This is a genomic window from Melissospora conviva (assembly GCF_049523535.1).
Classification (GTDB): Bacteria; Actinomycetota; Actinomycetes; order Mycobacteriales; family Micromonosporaceae; genus Melissospora; species Melissospora conviva.
The window spans coordinates 999300-1018944 of sequence record NZ_JBLLDT010000001.1; the positions used below are offsets into that span (position 1 = coordinate 999300).

The 19645-nt window shown below is 73.1% G+C and carries 20 protein-coding genes, 1 tRNA gene and 1 pseudogene; 10 read left to right on the plus strand and 12 right to left on the minus strand.

Annotation, left to right across the window (positions count from 1 at the left end; translation table 11 throughout):
• The first annotated feature begins 8 nt into the window (after window positions 1-8).
• The 4 genes from ACK8GG_RS04925 (at window position 9) to rdgB (ending at window position 3337) form a co-directional block, all read left to right on the plus strand.
• The gene (locus tag ACK8GG_RS04925; RefSeq protein ID WP_440348010.1) at window positions 9-974 is read left to right on the plus strand and encodes a PLP-dependent cysteine synthase family protein; all 966 of its coding nucleotides are present in this window, start codon (window positions 9-11) and stop codon (window positions 972-974) included.
• Between the two features lie 171 nt (window positions 975-1145).
• Window positions 1146-1898 (plus strand): MBL fold metallo-hydrolase, encoded by a 753-nt coding sequence (locus ACK8GG_RS04930; protein WP_440353940.1) that lies wholly within the window; start codon window positions 1146-1148, stop codon window positions 1896-1898.
• Between the two features lie 81 nt (window positions 1899-1979).
• Window positions 1980-2723 carry a ribonuclease PH gene (gene rph, locus ACK8GG_RS04935; protein ID WP_440348008.1) on the plus strand — a complete coding sequence of 248 codons (744 nt, stop codon included), beginning with the start codon at window positions 1980-1982 and terminating at the stop codon, window positions 2721-2723.
• Window positions 2720-3337, plus strand: coding sequence for an RdgB/HAM1 family non-canonical purine NTP pyrophosphatase (gene rdgB, locus ACK8GG_RS04940; protein ID WP_440355642.1), 618 nt, complete (start codon window positions 2720-2722; stop codon window positions 3335-3337). Before rph ends, rdgB begins: the two co-directional genes overlap by 4 nt.
• 41 nt (window positions 3338-3378) lie before the next feature.
• Here rdgB and ACK8GG_RS04945 read toward each other — a convergent pair whose 3' ends face one another.
• The 7 genes and pseudogenes from ACK8GG_RS04945 to ACK8GG_RS04975 all read right to left on the minus strand — a co-directional run bounded on the left by ACK8GG_RS04945 (window position 3379) and on the right by ACK8GG_RS04975 (window position 11826).
• Entirely contained in the window at window positions 3379-3900 is a 522-nt protein-coding gene (locus ACK8GG_RS04945) for a YfbM family protein (protein ID WP_440354433.1), read from the minus strand.
• A gap of 77 nt (window positions 3901-3977) precedes the next feature.
• Entirely contained in the window at window positions 3978-5516 is a 1539-nt protein-coding gene (hutH, locus tag ACK8GG_RS04950) for a histidine ammonia-lyase (protein WP_440353938.1), read from the minus strand.
• Complete coding sequence (hutI, locus tag ACK8GG_RS04955; protein ID WP_440355643.1) at window positions 5513-6691, minus strand: imidazolonepropionase; 1179 nt, start codon at window positions 6689-6691, stop codon at window positions 5513-5515. The genes hutH and hutI overlap by 4 nt, the downstream gene beginning before the upstream one ends.
• On the minus strand, window positions 6688-8010 hold the full coding sequence (locus ACK8GG_RS04960; RefSeq protein ID WP_440355644.1) for a formimidoylglutamate deiminase: 1323 nt from the start codon (window positions 8008-8010) through the stop codon (window positions 6688-6690). The genes hutI and ACK8GG_RS04960 overlap by 4 nt, the downstream gene beginning before the upstream one ends.
• A gap of 62 nt (window positions 8011-8072) precedes the next feature.
• A pseudogene (locus tag ACK8GG_RS04965) lies at window positions 8073-9257 on the minus strand (allantoate amidohydrolase); the annotation flags it as partial.
• A gap of 8 nt (window positions 9258-9265) precedes the next feature.
• Window positions 9266-10942 carry a urocanate hydratase gene (gene hutU / locus ACK8GG_RS04970; protein ID WP_440355645.1) on the minus strand — a complete coding sequence of 559 codons (1677 nt, stop codon included), beginning with the start codon at window positions 10940-10942 and terminating at the stop codon, window positions 9266-9268.
• Between the two features lie 29 nt (window positions 10943-10971).
• Window positions 10972-11826, minus strand: coding sequence for a MurR/RpiR family transcriptional regulator (locus ACK8GG_RS04975; protein WP_440348001.1), 855 nt, complete (start codon window positions 11824-11826; stop codon window positions 10972-10974).
• Between the two features lie 120 nt (window positions 11827-11946).
• On the opposite strand from ACK8GG_RS04975, the gene ACK8GG_RS04980 reads away from it, so the two are divergent.
• The 3 genes from ACK8GG_RS04980 (at window position 11947) to ACK8GG_RS04990 (ending at window position 14846) form a co-directional block, all read left to right on the plus strand.
• Complete coding sequence (locus ACK8GG_RS04980; protein WP_440348000.1) at window positions 11947-12780, plus strand: class I SAM-dependent methyltransferase; 834 nt, start codon at window positions 11947-11949, stop codon at window positions 12778-12780.
• A gap of 120 nt (window positions 12781-12900) precedes the next feature.
• Entirely contained in the window at window positions 12901-14034 is a 1134-nt protein-coding gene (locus ACK8GG_RS04985) for a hypothetical protein (protein ID WP_440353932.1), read from the plus strand.
• Window positions 14031-14846 (plus strand): MOSC domain-containing protein, encoded by an 816-nt coding sequence (locus tag ACK8GG_RS04990; protein WP_440355646.1) that lies wholly within the window; start codon window positions 14031-14033, stop codon window positions 14844-14846. Before ACK8GG_RS04985 ends, ACK8GG_RS04990 begins: the two co-directional genes overlap by 4 nt.
• A gap of 66 nt (window positions 14847-14912) precedes the next feature.
• Here ACK8GG_RS04990 and ACK8GG_RS04995 read toward each other — a convergent pair whose 3' ends face one another.
• From ACK8GG_RS04995 to bcp, 5 genes are all read right to left on the minus strand, one after another.
• Window positions 14913-15617, minus strand: a complete 705-nt coding sequence (locus ACK8GG_RS04995) for a peptidoglycan DD-metalloendopeptidase family protein (protein ID WP_440347997.1) — start codon at window positions 15615-15617, stop codon at window positions 14913-14915.
• A gap of 87 nt (window positions 15618-15704) precedes the next feature.
• A complete protein-coding gene (locus ACK8GG_RS05000) occupies window positions 15705-16235 on the minus strand; it encodes a GNAT family N-acetyltransferase (RefSeq protein WP_440355647.1) in 531 nt (176 codons plus the stop codon).
• Between the two features lie 87 nt (window positions 16236-16322).
• Window positions 16323-16398 (minus strand) — tRNA-Leu (locus tag ACK8GG_RS05005).
• A complete protein-coding gene (locus ACK8GG_RS05010) occupies window positions 16389-16985 on the minus strand; it encodes an HNH endonuclease signature motif containing protein (RefSeq protein WP_440355648.1) in 597 nt (198 codons plus the stop codon). The genes ACK8GG_RS05005 and ACK8GG_RS05010 overlap by 10 nt, the downstream gene beginning before the upstream one ends.
• 91 nt (window positions 16986-17076) lie before the next feature.
• Complete coding sequence (gene bcp, locus ACK8GG_RS05015; RefSeq protein WP_440347994.1) at window positions 17077-17553, minus strand: thioredoxin-dependent thiol peroxidase; 477 nt, start codon at window positions 17551-17553, stop codon at window positions 17077-17079.
• Between the two features lie 202 nt (window positions 17554-17755).
• Between bcp and ACK8GG_RS05020 the strand changes: the two genes are divergently transcribed.
• The 3 genes from ACK8GG_RS05020 to cbiQ are packed head-to-tail and all read left to right on the plus strand — an operon-like array spanning window position 17756 to window position 19644.
• A complete protein-coding gene (locus ACK8GG_RS05020; RefSeq protein ID WP_440355649.1) occupies window positions 17756-18475 on the plus strand; it encodes an energy-coupling factor ABC transporter permease in 720 nt (239 codons plus the stop codon).
• Window positions 18472-18870, plus strand: coding sequence for a PDGLE domain-containing protein (locus ACK8GG_RS05025; RefSeq protein ID WP_440355650.1), 399 nt, complete (start codon window positions 18472-18474; stop codon window positions 18868-18870). The genes ACK8GG_RS05020 and ACK8GG_RS05025 overlap by 4 nt, the downstream gene beginning before the upstream one ends.
• Before the next feature lie 3 nt (window positions 18871-18873).
• Window positions 18874-19644, plus strand: coding sequence for a cobalt ECF transporter T component CbiQ (gene cbiQ, locus ACK8GG_RS05030; protein WP_440355651.1), 771 nt, complete (start codon window positions 18874-18876; stop codon window positions 19642-19644).
• Window position 19645: the final 1 nt, after the last annotated feature.

A 19645-nucleotide genomic window follows, 5' to 3' on the forward strand; every position in this document is an offset into this window, starting at 1 on the left:
ATCCGGTCATGACGCGATACGACAGCCTGCTGGACGCCTGCGGCGAGACCCCCCTGGTGGGGTTGCCGCGCCTGTCGCCGACGGTGCCCGAGGGCGCCCCGCCGGTGCGGCTCTGGGCGAAGCTGGAGGATCGCAACCCGACCGGAAGCATCAAGGACCGGCCGGCCCTGTTCATGGTCCGCGAGGCCGAACGGGCCGGCCGGCTGCGCCCCGGCGACACCATCCTCGAACCGACCAGCGGCAACACCGGCATCTCGCTGGCGATGGTCGCCAAGCTGCGCGGCTACCGGCTGGTCTGCGTGATGCCGGAGAACGTCTCCGCCGAGCGGGTGCAGCTGCTGCGCATGTACGGCGCCGAGATCATCTTCTCGCCCGCCGCCGGCGGCTCCAACCAGGCGGTCGCCACCGCCAAGCAGATCGCCGCCGAGCACCCGGACTGGGTGATGCTCTTCCAGTACGGCAACGAGGCGAACGCCCGGGCGCACTACGAGACGACCGGTCCCGAGCTGCTGCGCGACCTGCCCACGATCACCCACTTCGTCGCCGGCCTCGGCACCACCGGCACCCTGATGGGCACCGGCCGCTACCTGCGGGAAAAGGTCGAGGAGATTCAGATCGTCGCGGCCGAGCCGCGCTACGGCGAAGTGGTCTACGGCCTGCGCAACATCGACGAGGGCTACGTCCCCGAGCTCTACGACGCCGGCGTGCTCAACCGCCGCTTCTCGGTCGGCACCCGCGACGCGGTGCTGCGTACCCGGCAGCTGGTCGAGGTCGAGGGCATCTTCGCCGGCTTCTCCACCGGGGCGATCCTGCACGCCGCGCTGGCGGTGGCGCACGAGGCGGTCAAGCAGGGCAAGCGCGCCGACGTCGCCTTCGTCGTCGCCGACGGCGGCTGGAAGTACCTCTCCACCGGCGCGTACGCCGGCACGCTCGCCGAGGCCGAGGACGCGCTCGACGGCCAGCTCTGGGCGTGACGGTCGCCGAACAACGCCCAAGGTGTCACCTTGGCGACAAGTTGTCCCGGCTGTTCCGACGTTGCGCGGGCTGCGGCGTAGGCTGCCCTGCGTGCGTGAATCGTCGGTAATGGTCGACGGGGGCCGCTGTCCGGGATCCCGTCGTGTCGGGGGCGGTCGCGGGGCGGGCCGATGCGCCTGACCGTTCTCGGATGCGCCGGCAGCTTCCCCGGCCCGGAGTCGGCCTGCTCGGCATATCTGGTGGAGGCCGACGGCTTCCGGCTCCTGCTCGACTTCGGCACCGGGTCGCTCTCGGCGCTGCAGCGCTACGCCGGGCTGCACGCCGTCGACGCGGTCCTCCTGAGCCACCTGCACGGCGACCACATCCTCGACGCCGTCTCCTACGTGGTGGTGCGCCGCTACGCCCCGGACGGTCCGCACGAGCCTCTGCCGCTCTACGCCCCGGCCGGCGCGGCCCAGCGCCTCGCCGGCGCCTACAGCGCCGACGCCGAGATCGAGTCCGTCGAGGACGTCTACGACTTCCGGACCCTCAGCGAGGGCAACTTCGGGATCGGTCCGTTCACGGTCACGTTGGCGCGGGTCAACCACCCCGTCGAGACGTACGGGATCCGGCTGGAACACGAAGGCCGGGTGCTCTGCTACTCGGCCGACACCGCACCCTGCGACGCGCTGGTCCGGCTCGCCGACGGCGCCGACGTCTTCCTCTGTGAGGCCAGCTACCTCGACGGCCCGCAGAACCCGCCCGGGCTGCACCTGACCGGCAGGGAAGCGGGGGAGGCGGCCCAGCAGGCCGGGGTGGGGCGGCTGCTCCTGACCCACCTGGTCGACGCCTGGGGCAGCGAGGCGCAGACCGTCGCGGCGGCCGCCGCGGTCTACGGCGGTCCGCTCGAGGTGGTCCGCCCCGGCGCCCGGTACGACATCTGATCATCGCCCGGCGCGGAACCGCCCGGGTGGCGAGCCGGACCGCTGCTCACGGCGAGGCCGGCAGCGCATAGGCTCTTCGCCATGGCACGACCTGACGGGCGCGCGCCCGACCAACTCCGACCGGTGACCCTGACGCGGCAGTGGAGCATCCACCCGGAGGGCTCGGTGCTCGTCGAGTTCGGCGACACCCGGGTGCTCTGCACCGCGAGCGTGACCGAGGGGGTGCCACGCTGGCGCAAGGGCTCCGGGCTCGGCTGGGTGACCGCCGAGTACGCGATGCTGCCCCGGGCCACGAACACCCGCTCCGACCGGGAGAGCGTCAAGGGCCGCATCGGCGGCCGGACCCACGAGATCTCCCGGCTGATCGGGCGCAGCCTGCGGGCCTGCGTCGACCTCAAGGCGCTCGGTGAGAACTCGATCGTGCTCGACTGCGACGTGCTGCAGGCCGACGGCGGCACCCGTACGGCCGCCATCACCGGCGCGTACGTGGCGCTCTACGACGCGGTGAACTGGCTGGCCGAGCGGAAGTCGCTGGCCGGCAAGCCCGCCGCGGTGATGCACCGCTCGGTCTCGGCGGTCAGCGTCGGCATCATCGACGGCGAGCCCCGGCTGGACCTCAACTACGTCGAGGACGTCGCCGCCGAGGTGGACATGAACGTCGTCTGCACCGGCGCCGGGGAGTACGTCGAGGTGCAGGGCACCGGCGAGGCGGGGGTCTTCACCCGCGCCCAGCACGACGCCCTGCTCGACCTGGCGGGGCTCGGCTGCGCCGAGCTGGCCCGGGCGCAGCGGGCGGCCCTCGGGCTCGCGGAGGTGCCAGCGTGAACACTGTCCTGCTGGCGACCCGCAACCGCAAGAAGCTCGTCGAGCTGCAGCGCATCCTGGACACCGCGCTCGGCGGGCACCGGATCGCCCTGGTCGGGCTCGACGACGTCGATCCGTACCCGGAGACCCCGGAGACCGGGCTGACCTTCGGCGAGAACGCGCTGCTCAAGGCCCGCGAGGGCTGCCACCACACCGGGCTGCCGACGGTCGCCGACGACTCCGGCCTGACCGTCGAGGCACTCAACGGCATGCCGGGTGTGCTCAGCGCCCGCTGGTCCGGCCGGCACGGCGACGACAAGGCGAACCTGGAGCTGGTGCTCGCGCAGATCGCCGACCTGCCCGACGACCGGCGCGGCGCGGCCTTCGTCTGCGCGATCGCGCTGGTGCTCCCCAGTGGGCTCGAACACCTGGTGGAGGGGCGCCAGAACGGCCGGCTGCTGCGCGCACCGCGCGGCGCGGGCGGCTTCGGCTACGACCCGATCTTCCTCGGCGACGGCGAGACCCGCACCAACGCGGAGCTGACCCCGACCGAGAAGGACGCGGTCAGCCACCGGGGCAAGGCCCTGCGCGAGCTGGCCGTACTGGTCACCCGGGTGCTGCCGCCCGCCGACTGAACTCCCGGCACTTCCCGCCGACCGGGGCCCGGCGAGCGCCGTCAGGCGATCCAGCAGATGACGGCGTCGCCGGCCCGGGCGGCCGCGGCGAAGTAGGCCGGCAGGTAGTCGTAGTGGTGACCGAGCTCTTCCAGCTGACCCGGACGGTCCCAGACCTGCGGGTAGATGTGCTCGCGGATCAGCTCGGCCGGCTCCACGCCCTCGATGAGCTTCTCGAACGGCGTACGGGCCAGCAGCTCCGCGGCGAGCTTCACCTGCTCGGGGGTGAGATAGCCGGGCGGGCCGGCGCCCCAGTCGACCTCGGAGCCCTCCAGCTCGTCCCAGTTCTCCAGCTTCTCGACGAACGACTGCTCGCCGGTGACGATGTCCAGCGGAAAGCCGGCGCGCTGCAACAGGTACTGCAGCCCGTGCCACGACTTGTCGGTGCCGTAGTTGCGCGGCTCGGCCGGCTCCTCGACGAACTCCGCCTCGATCACCGAGTCGGCGAGCTGCCGCCCCCAGACCGGGTCGGCGATGCTGCGCGCCAGCTCGTCGGGCGTGACGCGCAGGTACTCCCCGTACATTCCCACGGGGAGCCAGCCTACTAGCCGCAGCGCAGCCGGCCCCGCCGCTCCCGGGCCGGTCCGTCAGGAACACCGGGTCAGCCCAGGGGGCCGATCCGCGTCTCGATTTCGGCCCGCAGCTGTGGGCCGGCGACGACGGCCGCCGCGCGCTCCATCACCGGCGCGAGGAAGACATCCGGTCCGGGTTCGCCGGCCACCCCGGCCAGCGCCGCGACCGCCGCCTGACCGGCCGGCGACGGCGTGAGCGGGGCCCGCAGCTGCAGTCCGCGTACGCCCGCGAGCAGCTCCACGGCGAGCAGGCTGGTCAGGTTCGTCAGGACCGTGCGCAGCTTCTTGGTCGCCGCCCAGCCCATCGAGACGTGGTCCTCCTGCATGCCGCTGGTCGGCAGCGAGTCGACCGAGGCGGGGGCGGCGAGCCGCCGGTTCTCGGCGACGATCCCGGCCGCGGTGTACTGGGCGATCATCAGCCCGGAGTTGACGCCGGCGTCGGGGGAGAGGAAGGCCGGCAGGTCACGGGAGCGGGTGACGTCCAGCAGCCGGTCGACGCGTCGTTCGGCGATCGCACCGACCTCGGCGGCGGCGATGGCGAGGAAGTCGGCGGCGAAGCCGAGCGGCGCGCCGTGGAAGTTGCCCGTCGACTCGACCCGCCCGTCGGTGAGCACCACCGGGTTGTCCACCACGGAGAGCAGCTCCCGGGCGGCGACGGTCTCGGCGAAGTCGAGGGTGTCCCGGGCGGCGCCGGCGACCTGCGGGGCGCAGCGCATCGAATAGGCGTCCTGCACCGCGTGGGCGAGGTCGTCGCGGTGGGAGTCCATGATGGCCGAGCCCTGCAGGAGCCGGTGGATGTTCGCCGCCGAGACCGACTGGCCGGGGTGCGGGCGGATGGCGTGCAGCTCCGGCAGGAACGGCCGCTCCGAACCGAGCATCGCCTCGATCGCCAGCGCCGCGGTCACGTCGGCCATGGTGAACAGGTGCTTCGCGTCGGCGATCGCCAGCAGCAGCATGCCGAGCATCCCGTCGGTGCCGTTGATCAGTGCCAGCCCTTCCTTGGCGGCCAGCGCGATCGGGCGCAGCCCGGCCGCGGCCAGGGCCGGACCGGCGTCGAGCCGTTCGCCGGCCGGGCCGAGCACCCAGCCTTCGCCGAGCAGGGCCAGCGCGCAGTGCGCCAGCGGCGCCAGGTCCCCGGAGGCGCCGAGCGAACCGTGCTCGGGCACCCACGGGGTGATGTCGGCGTTGAGCAGGTCCACCAGCGCCTGCGCCATCAGCGGGCGTACGCCGGAGCGGCCCAGCGCCAGCGACCGTACCCGCAGCAGCATCATCGCCCGCACCACCTCGCGCGGCATCGGCGCGCCGACGCCGGCGGCGTGTGAGCGGATCAGCGCGTGCTGCAGTTCGGCGCGACGTTCGGGAGCGATGAAGGTGTTGGCCAGCGCGCCGAAGCCGGTGGAGACGCCGTAGACAGGCCGGCCGTCGCGTTCGATCCCGTCCACGATGGCGCGGCTGGCCGCCATCGCCGCCACGGTGGCGTCGGCGAGCGCGACCTTCGCGTCGCCGCGGGCCACGGCGAGCAGGTCGGCGGTGGTGATGCCGGTGGGCTGAATTGTCACGGTCGTCATAGCGGTACTCCGTTGCGCAGAACCTGGCGGACCAGGGGCACCCCCGGCCGGTAGGCGAGGTGCAGGTGGGTCGGGGCGTCGAGGATCATCAGGTCGGCGCGGGCGCCGGGGGCGAGCCGGCCGAGGTCGTCGCGGCGCAGCGCCGCCGCGCCACCCGCGGTCGCCGCGGCCACCGCCTCCGCCGGGGTCATCCCCATCTCCCGTACGGCCAGCGCCACACAGAACGGCATAGACGAGGTGTACGACGAGCCGGGGTTGCAGTCGGTCGCGAGCGCCACCGTCACCCCCGCGTCGAGCAGCCGCCGCGCGTGCGGGTACGGCGACCGGGTGGAGAACTCCGCACCGGGCAGCAACGTGGCGACCGTGTCCGAGCCGGCCAGCGCCGCCACGTCGGCGTCGTCGAGGTGGGTGCAGTGGTCGACGCTGGCGGCGCCCAGCTCCACCGCCAGCCGCACTCCCGGGCCGGGGCCGAGCTGGTTGCCGTGCAGGCGCAGCCCTAGACCGGCCGCCCGTCCGGCGAGGAGGACCCGCCGGGTCTGGTCGGCGTCGAAGGCGCCCCGTTCACAGAAGACGTCGACCCAGCGCGCGTACGGCGCGGCCTGCGCCAGCATCTGCCCGCAGACCAGGTCGACGTAGCCGTCGGGGTCCGACGCGTACTCGGCCGGCACGGTGTGCGCGCCGAGGAACGTCGTCTCCTCGGTGAACTCGGCGGCGATGCGCAGGCAGCGGAGTTCGTCGGCGACGGTGAGGCCGTACCCGCTCTTGATCTCGATGGTGGTGGTGCCCTGCCGCAGCGCCTCACCGACCAGCCGGGCGACACCGGCGCGCAGCACGTCGTCGCTCGCGGCGCGGGTGGCGGCGACGGTGGTGCGGATCCCCCCGCCGGTGTACGGCTGTCCGGCCATCCGCGCCGCGAACTCCCCGGCCCGGTCGCCGGCGAAGACCAGGTGGGCGTGGCTGTCGACGAAGCCCGGCAGCACGGCTGCCCCGCCGGCGTCGAGCCGCCGGTCGGCCGCCGGGGCCTGCCGGGTGTCGCCGACCCAGACGATGCGGCCGTCGACGATGACCAGCGCGGCGTCGTGCCGCAGGCCGAGCGGTCCGTCACCGTGCGGCGAGTTGGTCACCAGCTCGCCGATGCCGTCGACGAGCAGGCTCGCTCCGTCCCGGCCGCTCATCGCGTCACCGCCGAGATCGCGGCGCCGAGTTCGGCGGGGACGTCCACAGTGGTGTGCATCCCGGCGGTGACCACCGGCCGGCCGTCGACCAGCACGTCGGTGACGTCGGCGGCGCCGGCGGCGAAGAGGACCCCGGTCGGCGGCACCCCGGCGGTACGGACCCGGTCCAGGGCGACCGTCACCAGGTCGGCGCGCTGTCCGGTGGCGATGCCGCCCGCGTCGGACCAGCCGAGCGCCTCGTGCCCGGCGCGGCTCGCGGCGCTCAGCAGCTCGGCCGCGGTGAAGGTCCCGCGGACCCGGCTGCGCAGCCGCTCGTCCAGCTCCAGCCCGCGGGCCTCCTCGAACGGGTCGATGACGGCGTGGCTGTCGCTGCCGAGGCTCAGCGGGCTGCCGGCCGCGGCCAGCTGCGGCGCCGGCCCGATCCCGTCGGCCAGGTCCCGTTCGGTGGTGGGACAGAAGCAGACCCCGGTACGGCTCGTGCCGAGCAGCCGTACATCGGTGTCACCGAGGTGGGTGGCGTGCACTGCCGTGGTGCGCGGCCCGAGCACGCCGGCGTCGGCGAGCAGCTCGGCGGGGCTGCGGCCGTACGCCGCCTGGCAGGCCTCGTTCTCGGCGGGCTGCTCCGACAGGTGCAGGTGCAGCGGCGCGTCCCGCTCCCGTGCCCACGCCGCGACCACCGGCAGCTGCGCGGCCGGCACCGCCCGCACCGAGTGCACCGCCGCGCCGACGCGGACGTGGCCGCCGGCCGGGGCGAAGGCGTCCACCCGTTGTGCCCAGCGGTCGGCGTCGCCGTCCCCGAATCGTCGCTGCGCCCCGGTGAGCGGGGCGCCGTCGACCCCGGCGCTCAGGTAGCAGGTGTCCAGCAGGGTGATCCGGATGCCGGCCTGCGCGGCGGCGGCCACCAGCGCCTCACTCATCGCGTTCGCGTCGGCGTAGCGGCCGCCGTCGCGGTCGTGGTGCAGGTAGTGGAACTCCCCGACGCAGGTGATGCCGGCCAGCGCCATCTCGGCGTAGACCGCGCGGGCCAGCGCCAGGTAGCGCTGCGGATCCAGCCGGTCCGCCACCGCGTACATCTGCTCCCGCCAGCTCCAGAAGTCGCCCCGCCCGCCGTGGGTGCGGCCGCGCAGCGCCCGGTGGAAGGCGTGCGAGTGGGCGTTCGCCAGCCCCGGCAGGGTCACCCCGGGCAGGCGCCGGGCGCCGGCCGGCGCGGGGACTCCGGCGGTGACCGCACCGAACCGTCCGTCGGCGACCTCGATCAGCACGTCACGGGAGGGTTCGGCCGCGCCCGGTAGCCAGGCGTACTCGGCGTGCAGCCTCATGCCGGCTCCGCCGGCGCGATCGGCTGGGCCGGTTGTGCCGATGCGGTCGGCTGGGCGGGACCGGTCAGCCCCGCCAGCACGTCGGCGAGGGCGCGGACTCCGGCGGCACAGTCCTCATCGTTGGCACCCTCGGCGGGGGCGTGCGACACCCCGGTCGGGTTGCGCACGAAGAGCATCGCCGTCGGCAGGTGCGCGGCGAGCACCCCGGCGTCGTGCCCGGCGGCGGTCGGCAGCAGCGGGCAGCGCAGCAGGGTACGCAGCCGCTCGCCCAGGGCCGCGTCGAAGCCGACCGGCGGGGTCACCGACTCGGCGGTCACCGCCAGCAGGGTGCCGTCGCGCCGGGCCCGTTCGGCCGCCTTGGCGCGTACCGCCTCGACCAGTTCGGTGACGGTCGCCTCCTCGGCCGCGCGGGCGTCGAGCCAGCCGACCACGCTGGAGGGGATGGCGTTGGTGGCGTTCGGCGCCACCCGGACCCGGGCCATCGTGGCGTGCGCGCCGAGCCGGCGGGCCTCCTTGTTCGCCGCCAGCACGGTGAAGGCGAAGGTCAGCATCGGATCGCGGCGGGCCGTCATCGGGGTGGTGCCGGCGTGGTTCGCCTCGCCGGTGAACTCGAACCGCCACCGGCCGTGCGGCCAGATCAGGTTCGCCACCGCCACCGGCGAATCGAGGTCGGCCAGGGCCAGCCCCTGCTCGACGTGCAGCTCCACGAAGGCGGTGAAGCGCCCCAGCAGCTCCGGCCGGGCACCCGCCGGCTCGGCGCCGAGCGCGGCGGCGAAGCTCACCCCGTCCCGGTCGGTCAACGCCGCCGCGTGCGCCGGCGTGATCGCCCCGGTCAGCAGCCGGGACCCCAGACACGGTACGCCGAAGCGCGCCCCCTCCTCCTCGACGAAGGCCGCGACCGCGATCGGCCGGGCCGGCACGACACCCCGGGCACGCAGCTCGTCGACGGCCGCGAAGGCGCTGACGATGCCGAGCGGGCCGTCGTACCCGCCGCCCTGGGGCACCGAGTCGAAGTGGCTGCCGGTCAGCACCGCCCCGCCGGCGAGCGGGTCGCCCCACCAGGCGAAGAGGTTGCCGTTGCCGTCGGCCTCCACCGGCATGTCCCGGGCCCGCGCCTGCGCGGTGAACCAGTCCCGCAGCCGCAGCTCCGGCTCGGAGAAGGCGTAGCGCAGGTAGCCGCCGGTCCGCTCGTCGCGCCCGATCGGCACGATCTGGTCCCAGAGCGCGCGGAAGTCGTCGCTTGACATCAGGCTCCTCAGTGCTCGCTCATCGGGATGCGCAGGCCGGTTGCTCCGGCCACCGCGGCCGCGTCGTCGTAGCCGGCGTCGACGTGCCGCAGCACCCCCATCGCCGGGTCGTTGGCGAGTACCCGCTCGATCTTCTGCCCGGCCAGCACCGAGCCGTCGGCCACACAGACCTGCCCGGCGTGCAGCGACCGGCCCATGCCGACTCCGCCGCCGTGGTGGATGGAGACCCAGGAAGCGCCGCTTGCGGTGTTGACCAGGGCGTTGAGCAACGGCCAGTCCGCGATCGCGTCCGAGCCATCCAGCATGGACTCCGTCTCCCGGTACGGACTGGCGACGCTGCCGCAGTCGAGATGGTCCCGGCCGATCACCACCGGCGCCGACAGCTCCCCGGCGGCGACCATCTCGTTGAACCGGACCCCGGCGGCCTCCCGCTCGCCGTAGCCCAGCCAGCAGATCCGGGCCGGCAGCCCCTGGAAGGCGACTCGCTCGCCGGCGAGCCGGATCCAGCGGGCCAGCGGCTCGTTGTCGCCGAAGAGCTCCAGGATCGCCCGGTCGGTGGCGACGATGTCCGCCGGGTCGCCGGAGAGCGCCGCCCAGCGGAACGGGCCCTTGCCCTCGCAGAAGAGCGGCCGGATGTAGGCCGGGACGAAACCGGGGAAGTCGAACGCCCGGGCGTAGCCGCCGAGCTGCGCCTCGCCGCGGATCGAGTTGCCGTAGTCGAAGACCTCCGCGCCGGCGTCCAGGAAACCGACCATCGCCTCGACGTGCTTCGCCATCGACGCCCGGGCCCGTTCGGTGTACTCCTCGGGGGCCCGCCGCGCGTAATCAGCCGCGTCGGCGACCTCGATGCCCTCCGGCACGTACGACAGGGGGTCGTGGGCGCTGGTCTGGTCGGTGACGATGTCGATCTCCACGCCGCGGCGCAGCAGCTCCGGGAAGACGGTGGCGGCGTTGCCGGCGACGCCGACCGAGAGCGCCCGCCGCTCGCGCCGGGCGGCGAGCACCCGGGCAACGGCGTCGTCCAGGTCGTCGGCGACCTCGTCGAGGTAGCGCTCGCGGACCCGGCGGTGCAGGCGGGCGGCGTCGACGTCGACGATCAGGCAGGCCCCGCCGTTCATGGTGACCGCCAGCGGCTGCGCGCCCCCCATCCCGCCGCAGCCGGCCGTGAGCGTCAGCGTGCCGGCCAGGCTCTCCCCGCCGAGATGCTCCCCGCCGCGGGCGCCGGCGAGCTTGGCGGCGACCGCGGCGAAGGTCTCGTACGTGCCCTGCAGGATGCCCTGGGTGCCGATGTAGATCCAGGAGCCGGCGGTCATCTGGCCGTACATGGTCAGGCCGAGCTGCTCCAGCCGGCGGAACTCCGGCCAGGTCGCCCAGTCGCCGACCAGGTTGGAGTTGGCCAGCAGCACCCGCGGCGCCCACTCGTGGGTGCGCAGCACCCCGACCGGACGTCCCGACTGGACCAGCATCGTCTCGTCGTCGCCGAGGGTGGTCAGGGTGCGCACCAGCGCGTGGTACGAGGGCCAGTCCCGGGCGGCGCGCCCGGTGCCGCCGTAGACGATCAGATCCTCGGGGCGCTCGGCGACGGCCGGGTCGAGGTTGTTCATCAGCATCCGCAGGGCGGCCTCCTGCGGCCAGCCGCGGGCGGTGAGCGCGCTGCCGTGCGCGGCGCGGACGGGCTGCTGCATGGGAACTCCTATCCCGGCCGGGGCCGGATTCAGACGAAGAGCTGGCGGCGGGCGGCTGCGGACTCGAACTCCTCCAGCCGGCGCTGCGTCTCGGCGGGAGCGGCGTCGCAGACGGCCTGCAGCAGCACCATCGTCAACGCCATCGGGGCGGTGTGCAGGTCGAAGACGAGCCGGGTGCCGACCGCGGCCGGCAGGACGATCTCGGCGTGTTCGGCGGCGGGGCTGACCGGCGAGTCGGTGATCGCCACCACCGGCAGGCCGATCTCGCGGGCGGTGCGCAGCGCCGCCAGGGACTCCCGCGGATAGCGGGGCAGCACGATCGCCAGCAGGGCGCTCGCCCCGGCGGCGCGGGCCTGTTCGAGCCGGTCGGTCAGGAGGCTGCCGCCGGAGTCCAGCACCCGCACGTCGGGGTGGACCTTGGCGGCGAAGAAGGCGAAGTACGCCGCGAGCGGCGCGGCGGCGCGCAGGCCCAGCACCGGCAGCGGGCGGCTGGCGGCGAGCAGCTCCCCGGCGGCGGTCACCTGTTTGAGGTCGGTCAGCGCCTCGGCCAGGTGCGCCAGGTTGGCCCGCTCGGCGTGCACCGCGCGTTGCAGCGCGTTGTCGCCGTCCCCGCCGGTGGGCACGGCGGCGGTGGTGATCTCGCGCAGCCGGCGGCGCAGCGCCGGATAGCCGTCGTAGCCGAGCGCGACGGCGAAGCGGGTGACCGAGGGCTGGCTGACGCCGGCCAGTTCGGCGACCTCGACCGCCGACAGGTACGGCGCCGAGGCGGCGTGCCGGACCAGGCTCTGGGCGATCCGCCGCTGCGTCGGGGTCAGCCGGATCTCGCCGAAGAGGTCCAGCAGGTCCCGGGCGGGGGAGTCGTCCGGCGTACGGCCGTCATTCACGTCGTCAGCCTATGCATAAGTTCATTCAGCAGCAATGGTCCGGCATCCACCCGGCGAACACCGGAAAAACGGTGCCCGCCCGGCCATCGAAAAAAGCCGTTCAGGTGGTACAAACTGCCGATGGACGTCACCAGCCTCCGCCGGGCGATCGCCCGTACCCCGCTCGCCCCCGTCGCCGCCTTCCCCAAGCGGCTCGCCCGGGTCGGCCGGCACAACGGCCGGATCATGCGCACCTCGGCCCGCTGGCTGGTCACCTCCCGCGAACACCACAACTACACCTACGACCTGACCAAACTCAGCCGCAGCCACCTCGCCTGGTTCGTCAGCGTCATCTGCGACGTGCCGGTCGGTCAGGTCCGCGCGTACTTCGACGAGATCGAAGGCGACGAGACGCTGCGCCGTCACATCGAGCAGACCACCGCCGGCGCCGCCCGCCGCGGCCTCGCCGACAAGCAGGTCCGCTACGCCCGCCGCATCGGCTGGTACGCCATCGTGCGCGCCACCCGCCCCGCCCACGTCGTCGAGACCGGCGTCGACAAGGGACTCGGCAGCTGCGTCATCGCCGCCGCCCTGCTGCGCAACGCCGCCGAAGGCCACCCCGGCCGGGTCACCTCCCTGGACATCAACCCCGAAGCCGGCTACCTCGCCCGCAGCGAACCCTGGTCCCAGGTCGTCGACCTGGTCATCGGCGACTCCATCGCCTCGATCGAGGCCCTCGACCGGCCGGTTGACCTCTTCCTGCACGACAGTGACCACAGCCGGGCCCACGAACGGCGCGAATTCGCCGCGGTCGAGGCGAAACTCGCCCCGGGCGCGCTGCTGCTCACCGACAACGTCACCGCCACGAACGTGCTCGCCGAGTACGCCGAGAAGACCGGCCGCCGATTCCTCGCCTACCGCGAGACACCGGCCCGGCACTGGTACCCCGGCGACGGCATCGGCGTCGCCTGGTGAGGAGGCTCGACCTGACCCTTCCCGGGTAGATCCCGGTTCAGTAGCCGGGACGGGGGTGACGCGGATCACGAAACATGGATAGCTTCACTTGATCTTCCCGTCTCACCCCCGGAGGCGTTCGTGTTCTCGACGTTGTTCCTGCTCATCGCCCTCGGCCAGCTCGTGCTCTTCGGACTGTTCGTCCGCGCCCTGGTGACCCGACGCCAGCTCGCCGACCTGATCCCGCTCGTCCTGACCGGACTGCTGGCGTACGAGAACGCGGTACTCGGCCTCGGTCGCTGGATCGGCGAGGGTGAGCTGCTCTCGGACCTGAACGCCCCGAGGTTCATCGGCCACGCCCTGCTCACCCCGCTGCTCATCGTGTGGGGATTCGTGCTGCTGCGCCGGCAGCAGGTGGCGTGGACCCTGCGCACCCCGGCCGCCGTCAGCGTCGGCCTGATCACCGCCGCCCTGGTCGCGTACGGCGTCAACCACGACATCGTCCACCTCGCACTCGCGCCCGAGCAGTGGCAGGACACCCTGCGCTACGCCAACGACAACGCGCCCGCCGGGCCGCCGCTGACGGCCATCCTCACCGGGCTCGCGCTCATCGTCGCGGGCGCCCAGCTCTGGATCGAGTCGCGTGCCCTCAACCTGGTCGTCGCCTCCTCGGTGATGGCCATGGTCGCCGGTCTTGCCGGTTTCTTCCCCGTGCTCGGCAACCTCGGCGAACTGGTGCTGATGGCCGGCATCCTGTCGGCGCTCTCCGTCCACGCCAGCTCCACCCGGGTACGCAGGGCGGTCGTCTCCCGGCGCGCCCAGCAGGTCGGCTGGATCGCCTGGCCGGTCTTCTTCTTCGGCTCGCTGATGACCTTCATCCCGATGTTCGGCACCATGGACCCGGCGGACAAACTTCCGGTCAGCGCCCTCCAGTACGACGTGGCGAGCGCGTCACAGGGCGCCTGGCTGGTGCTGATGGTGCTTCACGCCCACTTCGCCATCTCCGTCTTCGGGCTGGCGAAGTCCGGCTCGCGGCTGCGGAAGTTCCACGTGTGGTTCGGCTACGCGAACCTCCTCCTCTGCTTCGGCGGTCAGCTGCTGTTCATCTTCCCGCAGACCGCGACCCTGGGCTCGCACGCGACCACGCTGGTCTTCGTCACGATCACCGTGCACGTGATCCTGGGCGCCATCTTCGCCGTACGCCGCCGCGGCAGCCGCAAGAAGCCGAACCCGCGCGCCGAGCGTGGACCGGCGCTGCAGCAGGTCGCCGGATGAGGCTGGTCTCGATCCACACGTACCCGGTCAAGGGGGCGCGCGACGTCGCACGGGACCGGGCCGAGGTGCGGCCGTGGGGGCTCGCCGGTGACCGGCGGTGGATGCTGATCGACGGCGACGGCGTCGGCCTCACCCAGCGCGAGTTGCCGGTCCTGGCCACTCTGGAAGCGACCGCGTCCCCCGGCCGGCTCACCCTGCGGTCCGCCGACGGTGACGGCCCCGCACTCGCCGAGCCCGCCGACGTCACCCCGATCCCGGTACGCGTCTTCCGCAACCGCCTGCCGGTGCCGGCGCTGCCCGTCACAGCCGAGGCCGACAACTGGCTCACCGCCCTCTTGGGCCGGCCGGTCCGGCTGGTCTGGCTGGGGCAGCCCGCCCGGCACCTCGCCCCCGGTGACCGTCCCTACGACACCGGTGACCAGGTCAGCTTCGCCGACGAGTACCCGCTGCTGCTGGCGAACCAGGCGTCACTGGACGCGCTCAACGGCTGGCTGGCCCAGGAGCAGGCCGCGGCCGTGCCGATGACGCGCTTCCGCCCGAACCTGGTCGCCGACACGGACCGGCCGTGGGTCGAGGAGGAGTGGGCCGGCCGGCGGCTGCGTATCGGCCAGGTGCGCTTCCGGGCCGCGGGGTCGTGCGGGCGCTGCGTCGTCACCACCGTCGACCAGGCCAGTGGCGTGCGGGGACGGGAACCGCTGCGCACCCTGGCCCAGCGGCACACCGTCGACGGCAAGGCCCGGTTCGGACTGCACCTGGTCCCACTCGGCCCAGGAACGCTCGCTGTCGGCGACCCGCTCGAAGCGCCCGACTGAGCTGCGCCACCCGCCTCTACGCAACGGCGCTGCTCGTCGCCTGCGCCGGCCACTCGGTCGGCCGGGCTAACCGTCTGCGGGGCCGGCCGGCTCGACGATGTCGCCGGTGTCCGGCAAGCCCTCCGCCACGAACTCGTCGGCGCCGTCGCGGCGGTGGACACGGTAGCGCGCGAAGAGGATCGGCACCCCGGTGGCGGCGAACGGATCGACGTCATCCATGACCTGGACATGCACATGCGGCTGGGTCGAATTACCCGAGTTGCCGCACCGGCCCAGCGGCTGCCCGGCCACCACCGACTCACCCGGTCGCACCGCCACCGTGCCACAGCGCAGGTGCGCCACCACGAGGTACCCGCGGCCTGCGGCCAGCTCGATGACGACGTGATTGCCGGCCAGTCCCCGTGCACCCTGTCGTGCCCGGGCTGCCTGAGTCAGCGCGTACCCGATGCGGGCGAACGGCGAGCGCCGGGCAGCCAGGTCCGGCACCCCGTCCTGAGCGGACACGACACGTCCGCCGGCTGGGGCGAAGACCGCCTGATCGAAGGCGTAGAACCGCTGCACCGGCTCCACCGTCAGCGCGGTGCGCCAGTCCCGTACCGGCGCTGTCCTTCCCGCCCGGACCGCCACGAAGTCGATGGCGTGGCTCGTGCCGAAGGCGTCGGTGCCGTGACTGGGGACCCGGCGGGCCGGACTGTTCTCGACGATCCAGCTTCCCGCGAACGGCAACATCAGCACCACCGGACGCGGGGTTGCCGGGCCGGTTGTGCTCACCGAAGGCTCCACCGCGACATCCACACGCTTCTCAGTATGGGCCGGTGGGCAACTCTGCGGCGACCACGGACGGGACGGGTCAAGGACTCATTCGCTTGACATGTCGACCGCTCGCCACATCAGCACCTCGTCCCGGTCGTCGTCGGGGGCCACCCGCAGCGCGCCCGGGAGCCGGCCGATCTCCCGGTAGCCGAGACGCTTGTAGAACTCCTCCAGCCCGAGGCCGCCCCGCACCGTCAGGTGCAGCGCCTCGAAACCCAGGGTGGGCGCCAGCCGCTCGGCCTCCCGCATAATCTCCGCGCCGTAGCCGTGGCCCTGAGCCTCCGGGTGGACCATCACCCGGATCAGAGTGCACCAGTGCGGCTTCAGGTGGAACCGGTTGTCGCGGAAGATCAGCATCGCGATCGGGCGCTCGCCCGCGTAGCCGAGCAGCAGCCGGTCCGGACCGTCGGCGATCCCGGCGAAGGTCGCCTCCGCCATCGGGCGCACCTGCGCGGCGGTGACCGGCGGGACGAAACCCACCGCCCCGCCGGCGTTGGTGACCTCCACCCAGAGGTCGACGAGCTGCTCGCGCAGCCGAGGGGAGAGTTCCGGGTCGAGAACGAAACGCAGGCTCACGGCTGCCATGCTCGCCGAAGCGCCACCCATGCTGCTCGCGATCGTGACGCGCGAGACAGCGCAATCAGGGCGCGCCTCTGGATCCACTGGTAGGGCCGGCGGGATTCGAACCCGCACTGGTGCGGACCTAAACCGCATGCCTCTGCCGTTGGGCTACGGCCCCTTGAAGTTGTAGACCCGTACCTTCCATGACCAGGTGGTGCGACCCGGGAGGCGCCGGCCGATCGGAAAGCCGGTGGGGGTTACAGCCTCCGCATCGTAATCCACGTCCGGTGCGACCGTCGGACCCCTCCGGTTGCCGGCGTACGTGGCGGTCTGGCTGTGGCAGTTCGGGCAGAGCAGGCGCAGGTTCACCGGGCGGTTGTCGAGAAAGTCCCCGTTGATGTGATCCACGTGCAGCGTCAATGGCCTCCCCTGCCAGGTGGCGCCCACACCGCACTTCTCGCACTTGTCAGGCAGCCCGATCATGCGCAGGGCGTGTTTGAGGGTGGTGCCCGGCACCCGGCGGGAGTCCGGCGGCAGTTTGACCAGCCGCTGCGGCACCGGCGTCCGGGGGCCTGACCGGCCGCGGTTGTGGACGCGGCCGGTGAAGTGTGAGGTGTCGATGCCGAGGTGCTTGATCCGGCGACTGAGGTGCGCGTGGGACCCGCCGCTGATGCGGACCCCGAGCAGGCGCATCACCTCGGCCATGTTCCGTGACTGCGCGACCGCCTCCGCCAGCGCTTCCGCGGTGTACCGGTATCTGACCACCGGCGCACGGTATCGACTAGGTGTGACGTCCCGAGTGCATCGAGCCGGGACAGGCGGCCCCGACTCATCCCGTCTCGCCCGGCGCCGAGCGTCAGTCCAGGCCGAGGTCGCGGCGGAGCTTAGCGACGTGCCCGGTGGCCCGGACGTTGTAGAGCGCCTTCTCGATCTTCCCGTCGGCGTCGATGACGAAGGTCGAGCGGATCACCCCGGTCACGGTCTTGCCGTAGAGCTGCTTCTCGCCGAACGCCCCGTACGCGGTCAGCACCGCCTTGTCGGGGTCGGAGACGAGCGGGAAGGTGATCGCGTCGCGCTCGCGGAACTTCGCGAGCTTCTCCGGCTTGTCGGGGGAGATGCCGACGACCTCGTACCCGGCGGCCTGCAGGGAGGCGAGCGAGTCGCGGAAGTCGCAGGCCTGCTTGGTGCAGCCCGGGGTCATCGCGGCCGGGTAGACGTAGAGGATCACCTTGCGGCCGCGCAGCTCGCTGAGGGTGAGCGTCTGGCCGGTGTCGGTGGCGAGGGTGAAGTCCGGCGCGGGATCGCCGGCGGTGAGGCGGGCAGCTGCGGTCATACCGGCGACCCTACCGCCGGGGCAGCGGTGTGCGGTTCGGGGCGTGCGGGCGTTGGGGGCGCGGGCGCCGCAGGCGGTGAACCGAGCTGCGGAGCCGGAAACTGCCGCAAACCAACAGTTGCAAACTCATGGCAACAAGGACCGAAAGTGAATAGTCTGATGCGGCGTGTGAGCGCCCGCCTCCGCGCCGACAGGAGATCACGTGGAAACCGTGGCGATGCACATCTCCAACGGGATCATCAACGGTCCCGTGGCCGCTGCTTTCGCAGTCTTCGCCGTGGGCGCGCTCGCCGGCTGCCTGCTCCGCGCCCGTCAGGGCCTCAACGACCGGCTGGCGCCGATGGCCGGCCTGGTGGCCGCCTTCATCTTCGCCGTCCAGATGCTCAACTTCCCGATCTTCACCGCCGGGGTCAGCGGCCACCTGCTCGGCGGCGCGCTCGCCGCGATGCTGGTCGGGCCCTGGGTCGGGGCGCTCTGTGTCGCCGTCGTCCTGGTGGTGCAGGCGCTGGTCTTCGGTGACGGCGGCGTCGCCATGCTCGGCCTGAACATCACCAACATGGCGATCCTCGGCACCGCCGTGGCGTACGGGCTCATCGCCCTCCTGCTGCGGGTGGTGCCCCGCACGGCAGGTGGTCTGGCGGTGACCGCCTTCGTCGCCTCGGTCCTCAGCGTGCTGGTCGCCGCGATGGGTTTCGTGGCGCAGTACCGGCTCGGCGGAACCACCGACCTGGGCGCCGGCTTCGGCGCGCTGACCGCCACGATGGCCGGCTCGCACGTGCTGATCGGCATCGGCGAGGGGCTCATCACCGCGACCACCGTTGTCACCGTCGCCAAGGTCCGGCCCGACCTGGTCCACGCCCTGCGCGGGCGTCCGCTCACCGCTCCGGCCGTGCCGGTGCCCGTCACCGAAGGTGCCCGATGAGCAAGCAGCACTGGGGTTTCGTTCTCGGTGGTCTCCTCGTCGCGCTCCTCCTGGCCGGCGTCGTCAGCAACTTCGCCTCCTCACACCCGGACGGACTGGACTCCTCGTTGCGCGACGGCTGCGTCTTCGACGCCGAGGAGAACGTCATCGGCGGCTCCTGCCCGGCGCAGGCCGCCCGCGAGCACGAACTCGGCGACAGCCCACTGGCCGACTACGGCATCCGCGGCATCGGCAACGACTTCCTCTCCACCGGGCTCTCCGGTGTCGCCGGGGTGCTGCTCACCTTCGCCGTCGGCGGTGGCCTCTTCCGGCTGGTCCGCCCCCGCGACGGCGGTCGTCCTGACGGCGAGGTCGCCGGCACGGCCCGGGCCACCGCCGCCGGGCTCAAGGGCTGAGCGTTGGGCGCAGGCCACGGCCACGTGCTCTACCGGGACACGGCCAGCCCGGTGCACCGGCTCCCACCCGAGGCGAAGATCGTCGCGATGGTGCTCTTCACCTTCGCGGTGGTCGCCACGCCCCGCGAGGCGTTCTGGGCGTTCGGCGCGTACGCCCTGCTGGTGGTGCTGGTGGCGGCGCTGGCCCGGGTGGGGCCGGGATGGCTGCTGAGCCGGGCGCTGATCGAGTTGCCGTTCGTGGCTTTCGCGTTCGCGTTGCCGCTGCTCGCCGCCGGCGAGCGGGTGCAGTGGCTCGGCATGTCGCTGGCCGTCGAGGGCCTCTACGGCGGCTGGAACATCCTCGCCAAGGGCACCCTCGGGGTGCTGGCGTCGCTGCTGCTGGCGGCGACCACCAGCACCCGGGACCTGCTGCTCGGGCTGGACCGGCTGCGTTGCCCGCAGATCCTGACCCAGATCGCGACGTTCATGCTGCGCTACCTGGACGTGCTGATCGGCGAGTCCCGCCGGATGCGGGTGGCCCGGCTCTCCCGCGGTGACGATCCGCGCTTCTTCTGGCAGCTGCGCGGCTTCGCCGCGGGCATCGGCGCGCTCTTCCTGCGGGCCTTCGAGCGGGGCGAGCGGGTCTACCTGGCGATGCTCGCCCGCGGCTACGACGGCCGGATGCCGGCGGTGTGGCGCGAGACCGGCGGGGCGACGGCAGCCCAGTGGGCGGCTGCGGCGACGGTGCCGGTGGTCGCCGCGGGTGTCGCCGCGGCGGCGCTCGTGCTGACATGAT

Excerpts from the sequence above, each read along its gene's own strand:
- ACK8GG_RS04925 (WP_440348010.1), top strand. The coding sequence starts at position 9 with ATGACGCGATACGACAGCCTGCTGGACGCCTGCGGCGAGACCCCCCTG.
- ACK8GG_RS04930 (WP_440353940.1), top strand. The coding sequence starts at position 1,146 with ATGCGCCTGACCGTTCTCGGATGCGCCGGCAGCTTCCCCGGCCCGGAG.
- rph (WP_440348008.1), top strand. The coding sequence starts at position 1,980 with ATGGCACGACCTGACGGGCGCGCGCCCGACCAACTCCGACCGGTGACC.
- ACK8GG_RS04945 (WP_440354433.1), bottom strand. The coding sequence starts at position 3,900 with ATGTACGGGGAGTACCTGCGCGTCACGCCCGACGAGCTGGCGCGCAGC.
- hutH (WP_440353938.1), bottom strand. The coding sequence starts at position 5,516 with ATGACGACCGTGACAATTCAGCCCACCGGCATCACCACCGCCGACCTG.
- hutI (WP_440355643.1), bottom strand. The coding sequence starts at position 6,691 with ATGAGCGGCCGGGACGGAGCGAGCCTGCTCGTCGACGGCATCGGCGAG.
- ACK8GG_RS04960 (WP_440355644.1), bottom strand. The coding sequence starts at position 8,010 with ATGAGGCTGCACGCCGAGTACGCCTGGCTACCGGGCGCGGCCGAACCC.
- hutU (WP_440355645.1), bottom strand. The coding sequence starts at position 10,942 with ATGCAGCAGCCCGTCCGCGCCGCGCACGGCAGCGCGCTCACCGCCCGC.
- ACK8GG_RS04980 (WP_440348000.1), top strand. The coding sequence starts at position 11,947 with ATGGACGTCACCAGCCTCCGCCGGGCGATCGCCCGTACCCCGCTCGCC.
- ACK8GG_RS04990 (WP_440355646.1), top strand. The coding sequence starts at position 14,031 with ATGAGGCTGGTCTCGATCCACACGTACCCGGTCAAGGGGGCGCGCGAC.
- bcp (WP_440347994.1), bottom strand. The coding sequence starts at position 17,553 with ATGACCGCAGCTGCCCGCCTCACCGCCGGCGATCCCGCGCCGGACTTC.
- ACK8GG_RS05025 (WP_440355650.1), top strand. The coding sequence starts at position 18,472 with ATGAGCAAGCAGCACTGGGGTTTCGTTCTCGGTGGTCTCCTCGTCGCG.